General features: G+C 46.3%; 16 protein-coding genes. 13 read left to right on the top strand and 3 right to left on the bottom strand.

The window, feature by feature from the left end; genetic code table 11:
* The first annotated feature begins 134 nt into the window (after positions 1-134).
* Positions 135-869 (top strand): RNA methyltransferase, encoded by a 735-nt coding sequence (locus VCHENC03_RS06670; RefSeq protein ID WP_009707142.1) that lies wholly within the window; start codon positions 135-137, stop codon positions 867-869.
* Between the two features lie 90 nt (positions 870-959).
* Here VCHENC03_RS06670 and fdxA read toward each other — a convergent pair whose 3' ends face one another.
* On the bottom strand, positions 960-1,283 hold the full coding sequence (gene fdxA, locus VCHENC03_RS06675; protein ID WP_005431654.1) for a ferredoxin FdxA: 324 nt from the start codon (positions 1,281-1,283) through the stop codon (positions 960-962).
* Positions 1,284-1,515: 232 nt separating this feature from the next.
* On the opposite strand from fdxA, the gene VCHENC03_RS06680 reads away from it, so the two are divergent.
* The 5 genes from VCHENC03_RS06680 (at position 1,516) to udp (ending at position 8,895) form a co-directional block, all read left to right on the top strand.
* Positions 1,516-3,135, top strand: coding sequence for an NAD(P)/FAD-dependent oxidoreductase (locus tag VCHENC03_RS06680; RefSeq protein ID WP_009707141.1), 1,620 nt, complete (start codon positions 1,516-1,518; stop codon positions 3,133-3,135).
* 346 nt (positions 3,136-3,481) lie between these two features.
* Complete coding sequence (locus VCHENC03_RS06685) at positions 3,482-3,901, top strand: CBS domain-containing protein (protein WP_005437523.1); 420 nt, start codon at positions 3,482-3,484, stop codon at positions 3,899-3,901.
* A gap of 63 nt (positions 3,902-3,964) precedes the next feature.
* Positions 3,965-5,416 carry an MATE family efflux transporter gene (locus VCHENC03_RS06690; RefSeq protein ID WP_009707140.1) on the top strand — a complete coding sequence of 484 codons (1,452 nt, stop codon included), beginning with the start codon at positions 3,965-3,967 and terminating at the stop codon, positions 5,414-5,416.
* 100 nt (positions 5,417-5,516) lie between these two features.
* On the top strand, positions 5,517-7,823 hold the full coding sequence (locus tag VCHENC03_RS06695; RefSeq protein WP_032802944.1) for a zinc/cadmium/mercury/lead-transporting ATPase: 2,307 nt from the start codon (positions 5,517-5,519) through the stop codon (positions 7,821-7,823).
* A 313-nt stretch (positions 7,824-8,136) separates the two neighbouring features.
* Positions 8,137-8,895, top strand: a complete 759-nt coding sequence (gene udp, locus VCHENC03_RS06700; protein ID WP_005437517.1) for a uridine phosphorylase — start codon at positions 8,137-8,139, stop codon at positions 8,893-8,895.
* 159 nt (positions 8,896-9,054) lie between these two features.
* Here the strand turns inward: udp and VCHENC03_RS06705 are convergent, their stop codons facing one another.
* Entirely contained in the window at positions 9,055-10,215 is a 1,161-nt protein-coding gene (locus VCHENC03_RS06705) for a DUF1887 family protein (RefSeq protein WP_005437515.1), read from the bottom strand.
* 165 nt (positions 10,216-10,380) lie between these two features.
* Positions 10,381-12,372 (bottom strand): methyl-accepting chemotaxis protein, encoded by a 1,992-nt coding sequence (locus VCHENC03_RS06710; RefSeq protein ID WP_009707137.1) that lies wholly within the window; start codon positions 12,370-12,372, stop codon positions 10,381-10,383.
* Between the two features lie 235 nt (positions 12,373-12,607).
* Here VCHENC03_RS06710 and hinT point away from each other — a divergent pair, with 235 nt between their 5' ends.
* The 7 genes from hinT (at position 12,608) to VCHENC03_RS06745 (ending at position 18,849) form a co-directional block, all read left to right on the top strand.
* Entirely contained in the window at positions 12,608-12,958 is a 351-nt protein-coding gene (gene hinT / locus VCHENC03_RS06715) for a purine nucleoside phosphoramidase (protein WP_005437511.1), read from the top strand.
* A 72-nt stretch (positions 12,959-13,030) separates the two neighbouring features.
* A complete protein-coding gene (locus VCHENC03_RS06720) occupies positions 13,031-14,425 on the top strand; it encodes a COG3014 family protein (protein ID WP_009707136.1) in 1,395 nt (464 codons plus the stop codon).
* The gene (locus tag VCHENC03_RS06725; protein WP_005437509.1) at positions 14,425-14,817 is read left to right on the top strand and encodes a YcfL family protein; all 393 of its coding nucleotides are present in this window, start codon (positions 14,425-14,427) and stop codon (positions 14,815-14,817) included. Before VCHENC03_RS06720 ends, VCHENC03_RS06725 begins: the two co-directional genes overlap by 1 nt.
* A gap of 87 nt (positions 14,818-14,904) precedes the next feature.
* Complete coding sequence (lpoB, locus tag VCHENC03_RS06730) at positions 14,905-15,495, top strand: penicillin-binding protein activator LpoB (RefSeq protein ID WP_005431666.1); 591 nt, start codon at positions 14,905-14,907, stop codon at positions 15,493-15,495.
* A 42-nt stretch (positions 15,496-15,537) separates the two neighbouring features.
* Positions 15,538-16,419, top strand: coding sequence for a thiamine kinase (gene thiK, locus VCHENC03_RS06735; protein WP_009707135.1), 882 nt, complete (start codon positions 15,538-15,540; stop codon positions 16,417-16,419).
* A gap of 75 nt (positions 16,420-16,494) precedes the next feature.
* The gene (gene ycfP, locus VCHENC03_RS06740) at positions 16,495-17,034 is read left to right on the top strand and encodes an alpha/beta hydrolase YcfP (protein ID WP_009707134.1); all 540 of its coding nucleotides are present in this window, start codon (positions 16,495-16,497) and stop codon (positions 17,032-17,034) included.
* Between the two features lie 525 nt (positions 17,035-17,559).
* Positions 17,560-18,849: an NAD(P)/FAD-dependent oxidoreductase gene (locus VCHENC03_RS06745; protein ID WP_009707133.1), complete on the top strand. Its 1,290-nt coding sequence runs from the start codon at positions 17,560-17,562 to the stop codon at positions 18,847-18,849.
* Positions 18,850-18,867 lie beyond the last annotated feature (18 nt).

The raw sequence follows: 18,867 nt of genomic DNA, 5'->3' as shown, positions 1-18,867 counted from the left end.
GCCCGCCGAGAGTGATAGCTTGGCGGGCTTTTCTTTTCTCTCAAGCAAGGCATCTCTTTAGCTGTGCGAAGGTTTACTCTATAATCCCCCCGTTTTCATCTGGTACTTCACCAACTTTCATCTGGGATATTTTCATGATTTCAAAAAACCAACTAAAACTGCTGCGTGCTTTAGGTCAAAAGAAGCAGCGTAAAGCGCACGGCTTATTTCTGGTTCAAGGTGAAAAGAACGTACTGGAATTGGCGAACAGCTCGCTCACGGTAAAGCAGATTTTTGCGACGGCTGAGTTTCTAGAGCAGCACAACCATGAACTAAATGGCTTCGAGTGTATTGAAGCGTCACTAGATGACTTAACTAAAGCAAGTACGCTGGTGAGCAACAATGCAGCCATTGCTGTGGTTGAAATTCCAAACGTAACGGTGCCTCAGGCAAAAGGCTTGATGATTGCATTGGATGGCGTTTCTGATCCAGGCAACCTAGGTACGATCATTCGCGTAGCGGATTGGTACGGTATCAAGCACATCATCGCGAGCACAGATTGTGCCGATCCATACAACCCAAAAACCATCAGTGCAACCATGGGCAGCTTTGGTCGCGTGCAAGTGAGCCTAGTGGATCTACCAAGTTACTTGGAAGATGCAAACTTGCCAGTGTATGGTGCTTTCCTTGAAGGCGAGAGTGTGCACAAGACGGAATTCTCAGCAGAAGGTATTTTGTTGATGGGCAGCGAATCTCATGGTGTGCGTGAAGCGGCATCGAAGTTTGTGACTGACAAGATTACCATTCCAGCGTTTGGCGGTGCAGAGTCGCTAAACGTGGCAATGGCGACAGGTATTATTCTGGACAACATGCGTCGTCAACACAGCTAATAGCAGCAACGAATCACATATACAAAAAAAGCGTAACGAGCCAGACTTTTTCAAGTTGAGGTCCATTACGCTTTTTTCGTTTTAATGCACTTATTTTTCTAGCATGTCCAACTTGTTTGGCACGCCGTTCCACTTTTCCGCTTCATCCATTGCTGGCTTCACTTCAGTTTGTACCGGCCAGATTTCTGCAAGTTCTGCGTTGAGCTCTTTGTAGATCACTTGATCTTCTGGAAGCTCATCTTCTTGGAAGATGGCGGCTGCGGCACATTCGTCCACGCACAAACCACAGTCGATGCACTCAATCGGGTTGATTACCATAAAGTTTGGGCCTTCGTGGAAGGCATCAGCAGGGCATACCGCGACACAGTCAGTGTATTTACATTGGATACAGTTATCGGTTACGACAAACGCCATGATAATCAGCTCTTAAGTTAGTCAAAATTGAAGAATGGGGATAATACTCATCCCAAGGCAAAATTCAACATTCGCTACGTTAATTCCGCCGTGCAACTTGGATTTAGTATGACAGACAAATCAATTTCTCGTAAAATGCGCGCCATTGTGAGCTGACTGCTTTTTCACCCCCGATATTCACGAGGGGAAAATAGCAGTCCTGGCTAAGACACCTACCATAACGAGACATCACATGATTCGTATTAATGAAATTAAACTTCCTCTTGATCATGAGGAAGGCGCGCTATTGGACGCGATTACTAAAAAGCTTGGCATTGCTGCTGAGAAAGTTATCTCTTTTAATGTCTTTAGACGCGGCTACGATGCTCGTAAGAAAACCAATATTCATCTTATCTACACGCTAGACATCATCGTTGAAGGTGATGAAGAGGCGTTGCTAGCGAAATTTGAAAAAGATCCGCACGTTCGCCAAACACCAGATATGGAATACAAGTTTGTTGCCAAAGCACCAGAGAACCTAACAGAACGCCCAGTGGTGATCGGTTTTGGTCCTTGTGGTCTATTTGCGGGCTTGGTTTTGGCTCAAATGGGCTTTAACCCAATCATCGTTGAGCGTGGCAAAGAAGTACGTGAGCGTACTAAAGACACGTTCGGCTTTTGGCGTAAGCGTACACTAAACCCAGAATCAAACGTACAGTTTGGTGAGGGCGGCGCGGGTACTTTCTCTGATGGTAAGCTTTACAGCCAAGTGAAAGATCCAAACTTCTACGGTCGTAAAGTGATCACTGAGTTTGTAGCAGCAGGCGCACCAGAAGAAATTCTATACGTAAGTAAGCCGCACATCGGTACCTTTAAACTGGTTACCATGATCGAGAAGATGCGCGCGAAAATCATCGAGCTAGGTGGTGAGATCCGCTTTAGCACTCGTGTTGACGATCTACATATGGAAGATGGTCAAATCACAGGCGTAACGCTATCAAACGGTGAAGAGATCAAATCTCGTCACGTTGTTCTAGCGGTAGGTCACAGTGCTCGTGATACCTTTGAAATGCTGCACGACCGTGGCGTTTACATGGAAGCGAAGCCGTTTTCAGTTGGTTTCCGTATCGAGCACAAACAGTCGATGATCGATGAAGCACGCTTTGGTCCAAACGCAGGCCACCCAATTCTTGGCGCCGCAGACTACAAACTGGTTCACCACTGTAAGAATGGCCGTACGGTTTACAGTTTCTGTATGTGTCCTGGTGGTACTGTTGTTGCGGCAACGTCTGAAGAAGGCCGCGTAGTAACCAATGGCATGAGCCAATATTCTCGTGCAGAGCGTAACGCGAACAGCGCAATCGTAGTGGGTATCTCTCCAGAAGTTGATTACCCAGGTGATCCTCTGGCGGGTATCCGTTTCCAACGTGAACTAGAATCGGGCGCTTACACACTCGGTGGTGAGAACTACGACGCACCAGCACAGAAAATCGGTGACTTCCTGAAAGGTCGCGATCCAAGTGCACTAGGTGATGTTGAGCCATCATTTACTCCGGGCATCAAACTGACTGACCTGTCAAAAGCGCTACCTGCATTTGCTATCGAGGCGATTCGTGAAGCAATCCCAGCATTCGATCGTAAGATCAAAGGCTTTGCGTCAGAAGATGGTCTACTGACGGGTGTTGAGACGCGTACGTCTTCTCCAGTTTGTATCAAGCGTGGTAAAGACTTCCAGAGCATCAACTTGAAAGGTTTCTTCCCTGCGGGTGAAGGTGCAGGCTACGCGGGTGGTATCCTTTCTGCGGGTATCGATGGCATTAAGGTGGCAGAAGCGGTAGCTCGTGACATCGTCGCTTCAATGGAAAACGCATAATTTAATCGCGTGATATAACATCGAAAGCCAGCCTAAATCTAAGGCTGGCTTTTTTGTTTCTGCTGCATAGCTAGTTATTTCTTTTCGCCCTTCTTATATTGACTCACTCCTGACTCGAACCATGTTCAAGCTTTGTATATTCTTTGCTCACAGCCAAGCAGGTGGTCGATGTAACTTAAAATAAATATGCAACTTAGTATTCATTGCTTTGTGTTATGTATCAATTCAGATAAAGATCAATAGACTACACCTATAAATAAAATTGCTAATTTCCATTTAGTAAAATCAAGAAATTAGACGACACTTATCTTAAAGGCAGCAAAAACGTGCCGCTAAGGAGATAAGAATGCATTCACTTAAAGTTAAAGATTACATGACGTTACAGGCAGTGACTTTCACCAAGAACATGTCGTTGACGGCGGCTTTGGACAAGGTGATGCAAAGTGTTACTCTAGGTGGGCCTGTTATCGACGAAAACGAGAAAGTCATCGGATTCCTTTCTGAACAAGACCTTTTAGACAAACTCGTTAAAGCCAGTTACCACTGTCAGGACACACACACAGTAGAAGAGTGCATGCACTTAGACGCGCTATCGGTATCGCCTGAAATGTCGATCATCGAATTAGCTGACATGATGAAAGTCGGTAAACCTAAGATGTATCCGGTGGTGGATGACAAAGATAAGCTCGTTGGTGTGATTACAAGACGCGATGTTCTAAGAGCCATCGGCAAAACACTGAACGAATGTTTCAAACATCCCGTTTAAGAACAAAACAATAAGTATTAAGACGAAAGACGCCTCGGCGTCTTTTTGTCGTTGAGGAAGAATATGCCCACGCAAGACGCGAAGTTTGTCCAAGGTTCTACTATGCGCCACATCTTAGTGATGTCTGGCGCCGGCTCTGTTGGTTTGATGGCACTGTTTGTCGTCGATCTGCTCGATATGTTGTTCATCAGTATGCTAGGGCAGGTAGAGCTTGCTGCGGCTGTCGGTTTTGCAGGAACGCTGATTTTCTTCTCAACCTCTGCATCCATCGGTACTTCGATTGCTATGGGGGCTTTGGTCTCTAAAGCGATTGGCGCAAAGGACTTTGAACGAGCAAGGTTGATGAGTGGCAGTATCATGCTGGTGGCCTTTATGATCAGCTTGGTCATTACCATTAGTATGTTCATCCACATCCCAGAGTTATTAGCCGCCATAGGTGCAGAAGGGGTCGCTGCCGAGCGTGCAGAAGCTTATCTCAATATTCTATTACCAAGTGCACCGATACTCGCATTGGGTATGTCTGCCGGTGCTGGATTGCGTGCTGCGGGAGATGCGAAGCGCTCTATGTGGGCGACTTTGGCGGGTGGTATCGTTAACGCGATTCTCGATCCGCTGTTTATCTTCGTCTTCAAATGGAACGTAGAAGGAGCGGCAGCGGCGTCTGTTATTGCGCGTTTCACGGTATTAGCTTTCTCCCTTTACCCACTAGTAAAAGTGCACAAGCTGGTTTCATTCCCTAATCTCGATATCGTTAAAATTAACCTTAAGCCGATTTTGGCGATTGCCGTGCCCGCTATTATTACCAACACTGCTACGCCGATTGGTAATGCGATTGTGACCACTCACATTGCCCAATTTGGTGAGGATTTTGTGGCAGGTTTTGCCGTGATAGGGCGTTTAACTCCAGTGTGTTTTGCGGTGATTTTTGCTTTGTCTGGTGCTGTTGGTCCAATCATTGGTCAGAACTTTGGTGCGGAGCGGATGGATCGCGTGAAGCGAACTCTGACCGACTCTTTGCTGGTGACAACCATTTATACTCTCGCCGTATGTGCTCTGCTTTACGTTCTGCAAGATTACATAGTTGCTATGTTCAGCCTAACGGGTGACGCTGCGATTATTGTTGCTGCTTTCTGTACCTATGTGGCGATTACGTTTGTGTTCAACGGTACTTTGTTTGTCGCCAACACCTCCTTCAATAACCTTGGTAAGCCACTGTACTCAACGGCGCTAAATCTAGGCAAAGCCACCATCGGCACGTTGCCTTTCGTTTACTTCGGTTCGCAGTGGTATGGCGCGCTTGGTGTGCTTTACGGCCAAGCTGTGGGTACGATTGTTTTTGGTCTACTGGCGTTGGTTGTGCTGAATAAACACATCAAAGACCTGATGCAGAACTTTGGTGAAGACTTGGTGGAAGACGATCCTGCCATCACTTGCGTTAATACTCAGCCTTTCTGTTCTCACGATGCGGTATTGATTGATGAGGTCGCCACAGCTCTTGAAGAGGAAAAAGCGTAAATTTTCCTAATTTCACATAAATACGCTTGACCTTGGAGTTAGCTCTAAGGTTTATTCTTAGCGGTAGATAGAGACTTATCACCAATAAGGAAAGTGAATTATGTGTACGAAACATCATGGTTGCCAATCAGGCAAAATCAACTCTGCGGTGGCGCTAGGTGCAAACGACTCTTGCTGCGCACCGGCAAAACCTGCTCTTAATATTACGCAAGCAAGCGTAATCACTTCAGAGGATTCTTGTTGCAGTGGCGGAAGCTGTAGCTCGGATTCTCTTGAAGATGAAGGCCCTGCCGAACCCATTGAATCCTCCATTCGCCATAGCTGGTTAGTATCAGGCATGGATTGCCCTGCCTGTGCTCAAAAACTTGAAAAAGCCATTTCTTCTGTTGAAGGCGTCACGAACGCCAAAGTCCTGTTCGCGACTGAAAAACTGGTGGTGGATTTTGATAACCGTGCACTTGCGCCTGTCATTGAGCAAGTTTCTCAACAAACCGGTTTCCCACTGACTTCGACAGACGCGCCAAAACCAAAAGCCGAGAAAAAAGGTTGGTTAGGCGTTATGAAAGACAATATTCAAATCCTTTCTATCGCAGGTGCGATGGCGTTAGCCGGTCTTATCTCTGATTTACATCCAACTTTCAGCACGTGGCTCTTCACGTTGACGTGTTTACTTGGCTTGTATCCGGTTGCGATGAAGGCGGTCAAGTTGGCTCGCAGTGGTACGCCATTTGCGATTGAAACGCTGATGAGTGTCGCGGCGCTGGGTGCTCTATACCTTGGTGAAACCGCTGAAGCGGCGATGGTGCTATTGCTTTTCCTTATTGGTGAAAAGTTAGAAGCATACGCATCATCTCGTGCGCGTAGCGGCGTTCAAGCATTGATGGATCTCGTTCCAGAAAATACCACTCTGATTGTGGACGGTGAACGTCAAGAAGTGCCAGCGTCACAACTACAGCCGGGTAACGTGATTGAAGTAGCGCCGGGTGGTCGTATGCCAGCTGATGGCGTACTAATGACTCAAGCGGCAAGCTTCGATGAAAGTGCGTTAACGGGCGAGTCTGTTCCGGTAGAGCACAACGAAGGCGGCAAAATCATGGCAGGTGCCGTGGTTGTCGATAAAGTCGTGCAAGTGAAAGTGACGTCTCGCCAAGGTGAGAACGCGATTGACCGTATCCTACATTTGATTGAAGAAGCGGAATCACGCAAAGCACCACTTGAACGTTTCCTAGATAAGTTCAGCCGTTGGTACACGCCATTGATGATGCTTGTCTCTCTATTAGTCATCATCACACCGCCATTGTTGTTTGCTCAACCTTGGGAAACGTGGGTGTACCGTGGTCTAGCATTGCTGTTGATCGCATGTCCATGTGCGCTCGTCATCTCTACACCAGCGGCGATCACTTCTGGCTTGGCGGCAGCGGCAAAACGAGGTGCACTGATCAAAGGTGGTGCAGCGCTTGAGCTACTGGGTCGTGTTGAATCTGTAGCATTCGATAAAACGGGCACACTGACACAAGGCAAACCGCAAGTAACTGATGTGGTTCCATTCGATGTAACAGAAGAACAGTTATTAAGCTTAACGGCGTCGATTGAGATTGGCTCAAGCCACCCGCTAGCAATTTCTTTGGTGAACAAAGCACAAGAGCAGGGCATCAACATTCCTGAAGCTGCAGACAAAACGGCGCAGGTTGGTTCTGGTGTGACAGGGCTTGTTGAAGGCAAATTGGTTCAAGTGATTGCGCCATCGAAAGCCGATTTTGCCATCGCGTCTGACATCGAACAGCAAGTCGTGGCGTTGGAAGACCAAGGTAAGACGGTGGTTATCGCTCGTCACGATGAACAAGTGATTGGCTTGATTGCGTGGCAAGACACACTTCGCCAAGACGCTCAACAAGCGGTTGCTGCACTTAAAAAACTGGGTATTTCATCAGTGATGTTAACTGGCGATAACCCTCGCAGTGCCGAAGCTATTGCGAATCAAATTGGCCTTGATTACAAAGCAAGCTTGCTACCAGCAGACAAAGTGCACTACGTGGAAGAGATTTCAGCACAGCACACTGTCGCGATGGTGGGTGACGGCATTAATGATGCGCCAGCAATGAAAGCTTCAAGCATTGGTATTGCGATGGGCGGTGGTACTGACGTTGCACTTGAAACGGCTGATGCTGCACTGACTCACAACCGTTTGATCGAGCTAGCAGGTATGATCGAGCTATCACGTGCGACGCTGAATAACATCCGTCAGAACGTGGCGCTTGCGCTGGGTCTAAAAGGTGTGTTCTTGGTAACGAGCTTACTGGGCATTACCGGCTTGTGGGTTGCGGTACTTGCCGACAGTGGCGCAACGGCACTAGTCACACTGAATGCTCTGCGTCTGCTTCGCTTTGAATCAAAACAAGTGAAATAAATCAGTTAACAGCTGAGCGATGAATAGAAAGCCCGAGGCAATTGTGTCTTGGGCTTTTTTGTGTCCATAAAACGGTAATCACTATGCTGAATAATTCGTTTGGCAAATCACTCATTGGTATGCAACGAAATGAACTTCTGGCTCTTAAAATGTGATCTAAAACGTTTTTATTTGAAAGTGTAGATTTATTACATTGTTTCATTGTGACTGTGATCACTCAATGTTGGTGAAAGGTTCGCTACAGTGCATCTGTACCCAACAACTTATTAATGAGCTTATTGTTTACAAAATAAGCCACAACAAGGAGCGACTTATGTCTCAAGCTGTATTCCATTTAGGTGTTACTGAAGCGGATCTTAATGGTGCTACTCTAGCAATCATTCCAGGCGATCCAGCGCGCGTACAAAAAATCGCAGAAGAAATGGAAAACCCAGTATTTCTAGCAAGTCACCGTGAATACACGCTATACCGTGCAGAGCTAGACGGTAAACCTGTTGTGGTTTGTTCTACAGGTATCGGCGGTCCATCTACATCTATCGCAGTAGAAGAACTAGCACAGCTTGGCGTTCGCACTTTCCTACGTGTTGGTACGACTGGTGCAATTCAGCCACACGTAAACGTAGGTGACATGATCGTTACTACAGGTTCTGTTCGTCTAGACGGCGCGAGCCTACACTTTGCTCCAATGGAGTTCCCAGCAGTAGCAGACTTCGAAATCGCAACAGCAATGAAAGCAGCTGTTGAAGAGTCTGGTGCAACTGTTCATATGGGTGTGACTGCTTCAAGTGACACTTTCTACCCAGGTCAAGAGCGTTACGATACGTTCTCTGGTCGTGTTGTTAAGCGCTTCCAAGGTTCTATGCAAGAGTGGCAAGACATGGGCGTTCTGAACTTCGAAATGGAGTCAGCAACACTGCTAACCATGTGTGCAAGCTCTGGCCTGAAAGCAGGTTGTGTGGCGGGTGTAATCATCAACCGTACACAAAAAGAGATTCCAGATCATTCAACGCTGAAAGAAACGGAAGCTCGCTCAATTAAAGTTGTAGTAGAAGCAGCGCGTAAGATGCTTTAAGCACAACATTTAGTTGGCATTTAAACAAACGGGAAAAACCAGAGGTTCGCCTCTGGTTTTTTCTATCTGGCAGTTTTGTCTGAGTATTCAAACAACAAATCTGACGCAATAAAAAAGCAGCTCGAGGCTGCTTTTTTGATGTTTGAACGATATCGACGATTAGATTTCGTCAGAACCACCTGCGGCTTCAAACCAAGCGCTTAAGTGAGTTTTGAGATCTTTCAGCTCGTCTGGGCCGATAAGTGCCAACCCTAAGTCTTCAGCACGTGTGATGTCGTTATGACGCAGCGGGCGGAAGCTGACCAGCATGGCACGAGCTTGTAGGCCACCTAACAGATCACGCAAAGATTCAAGCTTGTACAAGGTGTCATCGCCATCATCGCGCATGCCTTTGGTCTTACATTCGATGATGTGAAGTTTGTTGTTCACCACCGTTGCGACATCAAGTTCATTGCGAACTTCGCTTTCACCGAGCTTGCGATAAACCTGCACGTTCAATGAACGGTCTTGGATCGTCGGCATGGTGTCTTGAATCTGTTTTACAGTGCTGTGTACTAGCGTTTCTAACCATTCACCGTTAGAGAAACGACGAGCGTCTTCATCTGCAAACGTCAGCACGCCATTTTCGTATGTCGCGATTTGTGCCTCGACCAAATCGGTCAGCAGCATGTTCAGCTCGCGGTAGCCTTGTTGCTTCTCAGAAAGCTCAACATCCAGCTTCTGCTCTTTACGACAAGTGGTTGCAAGGTAGTTTAGCGTCGCAAGGCCAGGGCCAAGCTCAAGTGCGTTAGATGCCCAGCGTTCGCCCAGTTCGTAAAGCTTTTGGTCAAGTTGAGGAGGAAGGTCTACGTGGTGGAATTCACCGCGTGCGCCGAAAATAGTGAGGTAATCAGAGATGGTAATGTGGTCTTCTACTTGTGTATCTTCTTTGCCATCAGGGTAAAGCCAGCACAGTTTGTCACTGTTTGGTTCTACTACGAAGATAGGCCAACGGTAAGTACGGAAGACTTCGTACACGGAAAGCAGGCGGTGACGGAGGCCACAACTTGCATTGAGTTTAACTTCTTCACCTCGGTCGTGGAGGTCTTTTGCCAATTTGTGGACAGATTGTTTGATCAGAGAAGTGTTTACTGCAGAAGGAATTTCAAAGAATTCAGACGTAATTTCTCGCTGCTCTAATACTGCGCTCAGTCGCTCGTACATATCGGATTGGCTCTTGTCGCCGATGAAGACGATATGTGTACTTACAGTGCGATTATCCAAAAGAGGAGTGACTAATCTCACTGGATCTTGGTCGATAATACCAACATGAACAGCCATAGGTTTTCCTTCTTATTTGGCTTGCTCGAAAAGAGAAAAGAAAAGGGATGAGCAAGCCATATAAACCATATGTAGACACAGCTCATAAAAAACAAGGGCGACTTCAATAAAAAGTCACCCTTATACAGTTGGTTGCAATAAATCCGTTAAATTTGGCGGCGGATTTTATAGCTTAAATCGATGAACCAGTTCGTTTTGCTGATGCGCTAATTGCGTCAAAGATTCGCTAGTTTGAGCAATGCTCGACATCGCATGGTAGCTTTGATCGGCAATGCTATTGATGTCTTCAATGCTACGCGCAATATCCGCTGAAGTCTCGCTCTGCTCTGCTGCCGCTTGAGATATGTGGGTACTCATCTGGCTGATTTCGATAATAAGCGCTTGAATTTCTTCCATCGAGCTATTTGCTTTTGAAGCTTGCTCAACGGACATTTCCATATCACTCATACAGCTCTGAATAACTTGGCTAGCAGACTGCGAACTCGATTGAAGGTTACTGATCATTGCTTCAATCTCAGTTGTCGATTGTGTGGTCTTGGAAGCCAGCACGCGAACTTCATCCGCGACAACCGCAAAACCACGACCTTGTTCACCCGCACGAGCAGCCTCAATGGCAGCGTTGAGTGCCAACAAGTTAGTTTGCTCGGCGATGTTACGAATCACGTCTAGAATCGAACCGATTTGGCCGCTCATTCGTTGTAGCTCAGAAACCGCAGACACAGATTCATTCAAACGCGTTTCTAACTGGTTAATGGTCGAGATGTTACTGTTCATAACACTGCGACCTTGGTCAGAAGCGGTTTCTACACGCTGAACCATTTCTAGTGAGCCTTGTGCACTTTGTGCGACTTCTTGAACCGAGTGAGACATCTCTGTCATCGCTGTCGCCACATTTGCGGTTTGCTCACGCTGTGAGTTCAATTGACCTTGCGCTTGAGAAGAAGTTTGCTCATTCGTTGAAGCGGTTGAAGCAAGGTTTTCTGAAGCGTCATTAAGCTTCACAAGAATGTTGTGCAAACTGTCTGCAAGGGTATTGATATGCCCACTTACGCGGCTAAATTCGTTGTTGTGACGGTTTTCAATACGCTGTGTCATGTCGCCTTCTGTCAGGCTTTCTAACACTTTCAAGATGCGTGTTAGTGGTTCACGGACACTTTGTGCGATGTGGTAACCGATGGCGGTTGCAAACAGAACGACAATTACTGCAATCACAATCGCTTTCGTCACGCCTGCTGAGTAAATGTCTCCTGCATCAGCTAAAGATTCGTTGAGCTTGTCTGTTGCGGTTGTTGTGAATTGCTCAAGAATCGACATGCTTGAGTCAACTTTGGTGGCAAGGTTCGCAATGTTGTTGTAAAGCGCCGCACGAGCCGAAAGGTAGTTGTTGTGTTGGTCTAACACACCACCACGCATACCGACATCACGTGTGAATTGTTCTACTGATTCACCAAAAGCTTTTTGAAGTTCAGGAAGTTGAGTTACCAAACCACGGAATGCGTAGTTTAGGTGTGTGACGGCCTTGCGGTTTTTCGCTACGGCTTCAGTTACAAACTCAGGGTTCGAGCTTGCTAAGGCATCGGACGTAATGACTTCGGCATCTTTCAATTTGATGAAGTAGCTCTTTGCCATCACTTTTACAGAGATACTGCTTTGGTCCGCCACGTATTCTTTCAGGCCAACAGAAAGCTCAGTGTTAAGTTGTTGGAAGCGACGAGAAGACTTTTGCACTTCTTCTTGTGCAGCGAACATGGCTTCGTAGTTATCCATGGCTTCTTTTGCTTCAGTAAAATAGCTCTGCTCAAGTTCTTTAAGCTGAGAAAAAGGTTCGGCAAGAGAAGGGTAGATTTGGCTCGCGACTTCAAGTTGGCTCAATGTCGCTTCAAAGGTTTGTTGAGATTTGGCAAATTCCTGACGCATCTCGTCCATGCGTTGTTTATTCTCTGTGGTCAGGAAGTCTTTAAAAGATTTGTCTGCAGAAAGCAGTTCAACACTGGTTTGGTTAGATAATGAAACAAGTGGTAATGAAGACTTGGATACCGTCTCAAACTTACCGTGAATATCATTCATGCCCCCCATCATAATGGCAATCGTGACAGCAAACAGGACGATGATCAGTGCGAAGCCTGCATACATCCGTTTAATAACTGAACCTCGCATAAGTGAGCTTCCTCTCCCAAAAATAGACAATATAAATAAGAATTGTCTTAAAAAAGTAACAAAATTCACTGGATTGTATTGAGTTTGCGACGCACGTTTTATGACGCACACGACAAAAAAAGCTTCAACGTCACGACTTATATTGATAATGTTAAGTGAACACTGTTTTTTATTGAGCTCGCTTTTGGCTTAGCGCATACTAAATAGGTTACACACCTTATAAAATGGAGTACCCATGGCGGAAGAAACCATCTTTAGCAAAATTATTCGCAAAGAAATCCCAGCAGATGTCCTTTACCAAGATGACTTAGTAACGGCATTTCGTGACATCAATCCGCGTGCGCCAAGCCATATCCTTATCATTCCAAATAAGCTGATCCCGACAGTAAATGACGTGGAAGCGGAAGACGAAGCGATGATGGGACGTATGTTCACGGTAGCGAAGAAGCTTGCTAAAGAAGAAGGCATTGCAGAAGACGGTTACCGTTTGATCGTAAACTGTAACTCACATGGCGGTCAGGAAGTCTATCATATTCATATGCACCTAGTGGGCGGTCGTCCTTTAGGTCCTATGGTATTGAGCTAATCTATTAGAAGTGGGTGAAGTGATTCATCCACTTCTTTATTTCTGACGAACAACACATTTGTGGAGATAAATGTGAAACATGGTGTGAAGCTATTCGGATTAATGAGCTGGGTCCTGCTTACTACAGGATGTGCAAACTTGTCCGCTGGCAATCTCTTCAGTCATTACAGCGACCAAAATAAACAAGTCTATCAGGCAGTGGTTGCGGGTGAATATGCCAAAGCTGAGCAACTGCAATCGAGTGATGTTGGTGGCGATATACTTGGCAACTTTGAGCAAGGTCGAATCTCGTTTCTTGCCCAAGATTACCCAAAAAGCCTGAGTTCACTTGAAGACAGCGATCGTGCAGTGCGTAAACAACAAGATCGCGCAACCATTTCTGTAACGGAAACGGCGACCAGTGTTGGGTCTCTTGCCGTTAACGACAACCTAAACGAATACCAACCTGCCGACTATGAACTCGGCTTTTTGCATTTGTACCTCGGTCTGAACTACCTACAAAAGAATGACCTTGAAGGGGCATTGGTTGAAATGCGTCGTGCAAACCAAGTGCAAGAAGCGGCAAAGAAAGCACGTGAAAAGGAACTAAAGCAGGCAGAGAAGGATCTTAAGAAGCAAGGTATGTCAGCGAACCTAGGTAGCGTGTTAGCTAACTACCCAGACGCAGGCAAGAAGCTTAGCTCAGTGCAAAACGGTTACTTGTTCTACCTTTCTGGTTTGCTTTATGAAGCGTCACGAGATTTGAACAGTGCGTATGTAGACTATCGTCGAGCGCTTGCTGTGATGCCAGATAACAAGCAAGTGATTGAAAGTACAATGTATGCCGCGAAAAAACTCGGCATGCGTCAAGACCTTCGTATGCTAGAAAAACGTTACGGCAAAGCGCCTTCAGGACTGAGTAAGTCACAAGGCCGCGTGATCGTGATAGACGAGCAAGGCGTGGTGGAAGCGCTGCAAGGTTGGCGAATTGACTTGCCTATTTATGATAGCCGAGGCGACGGTGCGATTTATTCGCTTGCGCTGCCTTACTACCCGAAACGCGGAACACAGCGTTTTGGAGATGTTGCGTTAAATGGCAACAAGCTACCTTCAAGCACATTGGCCGATGTGAACGCGATGGCGCAAAACGATTTGCACGAACGTTTGACTACGATTGTGATTCGCCAAGCGATTCGTGTTTGGGCAAAAGACAGAATCCGAAAAGAAGCGGCAAAAGGCGATGATGTCGGCAACATTCTTTTCAATGTGTGGAATACATTAACCGAACAACCTGATACCAGAAGTTGGCAGACGCTACCAGGTACGGTGAAAACGGCGTCGAAAGTCGTGAAACCGGGGCAGCAAAGCTTAAACGTTGGCGATCAGGTGTATCAATTCGAAGTGCCAGCACAGCAAACAACGTTGGTTTGGGTATCTCGTCAGGGATCGCATTCCACAGTTTGGCATAAACAACTAGGGAGGTTGTAATGAGAGCATGGCTTATTGGCTTGGCAGTGATCATTGGTTTAGCGGGTTGTGCTGACAACACCGCTGGTATCCGAATCGATGGCCAAACCCAAAAGGTTTTCTTCCACGATAACGTCATGGGTAGTCGCCTGTTGGTAGACAACATTACCACGACTTATGTGGATGACCGTCCGCGTGGCGTTGTGCAGTTGAGCAGTAACTATAAAGGTGACCAAGAGATCCTTTACCGCTTTTACTGGTACGACAATACTGGTCTTGAGGTGAATACCAAACCGGGTCCATGGCGCAAAATGATCGTGCGTGGATTTGAACAAGTGACTTTGTCGGAAGTGACGGTGAACCCTAACGGGACTCAATTCCGCGTACAAATTCGCGAAGCACAAGATAACTAACTCGTTTCGAGTAACACAATTTCGGCGGCTATGCTGCTTTGCCAAGGTGGAGACGCCTTGGGATGAAACACAAACTAAGGAACTCTCATGAAAAAAAGTATTATTGCTCTTTTAGGTCTTGCCGTCATTCTGGGTGGTTGTTCAAACAAAGTCTCTTACGGTGATGCGCAAGCGACAGAAACCACAACGATCGACTTCGGCTCGACGGATCTACAAAAAATTGCTGGCGAAATGGTCGACAGCATGATGATGTCAGGTTCAGTGGCAGCAATTACTCGTGACCAACGTCCTATCGTGTTTGTTGAGCGCATCAAGAACAAGACGAGCGAACACATCGATACGGAGTCTATCACTGACACTATTTCTACTAAGATGCTGAACTCTGGTAAGTTCCGTTTCGTAGACATGGATCGTGTTGAGTCTGTTCGTGAGCAACTTAACTTCCAAAACACTGATGAGCTAGTAAACCAAAGCACGGCAATCCAATTCGGTAAAATGGTCGGTGCGCAATACATGCTTTACGGTAACCTTTCTAGCATCGTGAAAAACGCAGGCAGCGACAAAGACGTTTACTACAAAATGACTATGCGCCTAATGGACCTAGAAACGGGTCTGATCGAATGGGCGGATGAAACGGAAATCCGTAAAGAACAATCTAAGAGCCTATTTGGTCTTTAATTGATTCGGTTTGGTCTTATGACCTAAGTGGAGAAGTCGTTCATGGCGTGGTTTTCTTGGCAACAAGCGAAACAATTAGACCCGAGTTTAAATGCGCTTGATGGCTTCTTTGCATCACCGCCGGTGAAGGTTCAAACCGTCACCGGCGGGCTTACCAATCGCTGCTGGCGGTTGGAATCCTCAGAAGGTCTTGCTTACGTCTGGCGACCGACCAGTAACGTGTGCAAGGCCTTTGCTATTTCTCGTCACAACGAATATCAAGTACTCAATGCGATTGCCCCTCTCAACCTAGGGCCAAAGCCCGTCTTTGTACATGAGCAAGGTTTGTTAGTGGAGTGGGTGGCGGGTGAAACGCTGACGAAGCCAGGTATTGATATTGAAGAGCTATTACCGATTGCGGCTAGGGTTCATGAATATCCTGCAACGGCGGTTCCTTTAGTTCCGTTCTCGTATCTTTCGCGCATCGATCATTATTGGTTGGAACTGGCTGGCCAGTACGTCGGCACTGAGTACGAAGCGCTTTATCAAAAGTGGCGTTCTGAGCCAAGTGTGGCGCAAGTCCCTGCAGCACTGTGCCATTTTGATCTTGGCTGTTACAACTTAGTTCGTGGCGAAGAGGGCGTAAAAGTGATCGATTGGGAGTACGCTGGCTTAGCGGATCCAAGGCTCGACTTGACGCTGATTCTGCAACTCGCCGATGTGCCTATTGAACGGGGTGTAGAACAGTATTGCCAGATTCGTGGCATTGAAGACGTCGCTTTATGGTTGGAAGGCGTGAGAGCGTGGATGCCAAGAACTCAAATGATGGCGATGCTTTGGTATTTATTGGCCTACAAATTGTGGGATGATGAACAATACTTAGACAGTGCTCGTGAGTTTAAAGACTTATTATGTATGGAAGATCACTGTTTTGATAACTCATGACTTTTTCCTCTTTAACCATAAAGAAATAGTGGTAGTTTAAAGTGAAGTACCAGCAAGTCACAGGGAGAGGTACACATGATTATTTACTTGCACGGCTTTGATAGTACAAGCCCGGGTAACCACGAAAAAGTTCTTCAATTGCAATTCATCGATGATGACGTTCGTTTCATCAACTACAGCACACTTCATCCTAAGCATGACATGCAGCACTTATTGAAAGAAGTGTCTAAGGTCATTGACCAAGCGGACGATCCAAACCCACTGATTTGTGGTGTTGGCCTTGGCGCATACTGGTCAGAGCGAATCGGTTTTCTTTGCGGCATTAAGCAAGTGATGTTCAACCCGAACTTGCATCCAGAGAAGACGATGGCAGGGCGTATTGACCGTCCTGAAGAGTACGAAGATATTGCGACCAAATGTGTGGAGCAATTCCGTGCGAAAAACAAAGAGCGCTGTTTGGTGATTTTGTCGAAAGAAGATGAAATCCACGACAACTCAAAAACCGCAGCAGAACTGGATAAACACTACGAAATCATTTGGGATGAAACCCAAACTCATAAGTTCAAGAAGATCTCTCATCATCTGCAAGCGATGAAGGCATTCAAAAACGCCTAACTTGTCTTAGAGCGAACAAACTTATTTTGTTTAAACAGCACTTTTCGAAGTGCTGTTTTTGTTTCTACTGGTGCTCAAACGAGCTGCACTGATTCCTCAAGATTTTACATTTTGTATCGATTTATCGGCTTGATTTATCGATTTAACCTTTTGTGGCACGAAAACGTTACCGTCAAACAGACGAAAATTAGCCAATCCGTATCTCGAGTAAGGATTTTTGTTGCCATCAAAAGATTGCCCTATATAATGAACTCAGTAAAAATAATTTGATAAATATCAAAAAAAATTGAGAGCGAGTAAGAAACTTGCCCATTTTTTGTCTGAGATCGTGTATTTCAGATCAAGAAACCGATGCACATCAATAAGCTAATAAGAATAAGCAAAAAATAAGATGGTATCGGTGTTTATCCAAAAGTGAGCTCACCTCTAGAGACCAAAGAATTCATCGGTTGGATGTATGACCGCAGATTACTGTGAGTCAGCATCGGCTGAACCCATATATTCATTTTTGTAGAGGATAACATTGTGACACGCATTATCGTTGTAGGCGGCGGTGCTGGTGGCCTTGAGTTGGCAACCAAACTGGGCCGCACTCTGGGTCGTAAGAACCGTGCGCAAATTACACTGGTAGACCGTAAAGCGAGCCACTTGTGGAAACCGCTATTGCACGAAGTAGCAACAGGTTCATTGGATGAAGGTGTGGATGCACTGAGTTACCGTGCTCATGCGAAAAACCACAGCTTTGACTTCCAAATGGGCAGCCTTCAAGACATCGACCGTGAGCGTAAAGTGATCATTCTTAGTGAGCTTAAAGACGATCACGGCGAACTGCTTATGCCAAGCCGCGAACTAGAGTACGACATTCTAGTGATGGCCATTGGTTCTACATCTAACGATTTCAACACTCCTGGTGTTCGTGACAACTGTATCTTCCTAGATAGCCCAGAACAAGCACACCGTTTCCGTAGTGAAATGAACAACGAGTTCTTAAAGCTACACGCGAAAAACGGTAACGGCACAGTCGATATCGCGATTGTTGGTGCGGGTGCAACTGGTGTTGAGCTATCTGCTGAGCTTCACAACGCGGTGAAAGAGTTACGTACATACGGTTTTGGCGACCTAGATTCTAGCAAGCTAAACGTAAACCTTGTTGAAGCGGGTGAGCGCATTCTTCCTGCACTTCCACCACGTATCTCTTCTGCTGCACACCAAGAGTTGGTTAAGCTGGGTGTAAACGTACGCACAGCGACGATGGTGACACAAGCAGATAAAGATGGTCTGACAACGAAAGACGGCGAGAAGATCCCTGCTCAAATCATGGTATGGGCTGCGGGCATCAAGGCTCCAGATTTCATCAAAGACATCGCAGGTCTAGAAACGAACCGTATCAACCAACTTGTTGTGAAAAACACGCTACAAACCACTCGTGATGACGACATCTTTGTTATCGGTGATTTGGCTCAATGTACTCAACCAGATGGTTCATTTGTACCGCCACGTGCTCAAGCTGCACACCAAATGGCGAGCCAAGCGTTCACTAACATCGTTGCTAAGCTTAACGGCCGTGAACTAAAAGAGTACGAATACAAAGACCACGGTTCTTTGGTTTCTCTAAGCCGCTTCTCTACAGTAGGTAGCTTGATGGGTAACCTAACTAAAGGCTCCATGATGGTTGAAGGTCGTATTGCTCGCGTGGTTTACATCTCGCTATACCGCATGCACCAAATGGCGCTGCACGGTGTGATTAAGACTGGCTTGATGATGTTGGTTGGCCGTATCAACCGCGTACTGCGTCCAAACTTGAAGCTGCACTAATTTGAAGATTGAGTTCTG

Source organism: Vibrio sp. HENC-03 (assembly GCF_000305755.2).
GTDB classification, from domain to species: domain Bacteria; phylum Pseudomonadota; class Gammaproteobacteria; order Enterobacterales; family Vibrionaceae; genus Vibrio; species Vibrio owensii.
This window is presented reverse-complemented; position numbering and strand designations above follow the sequence as displayed.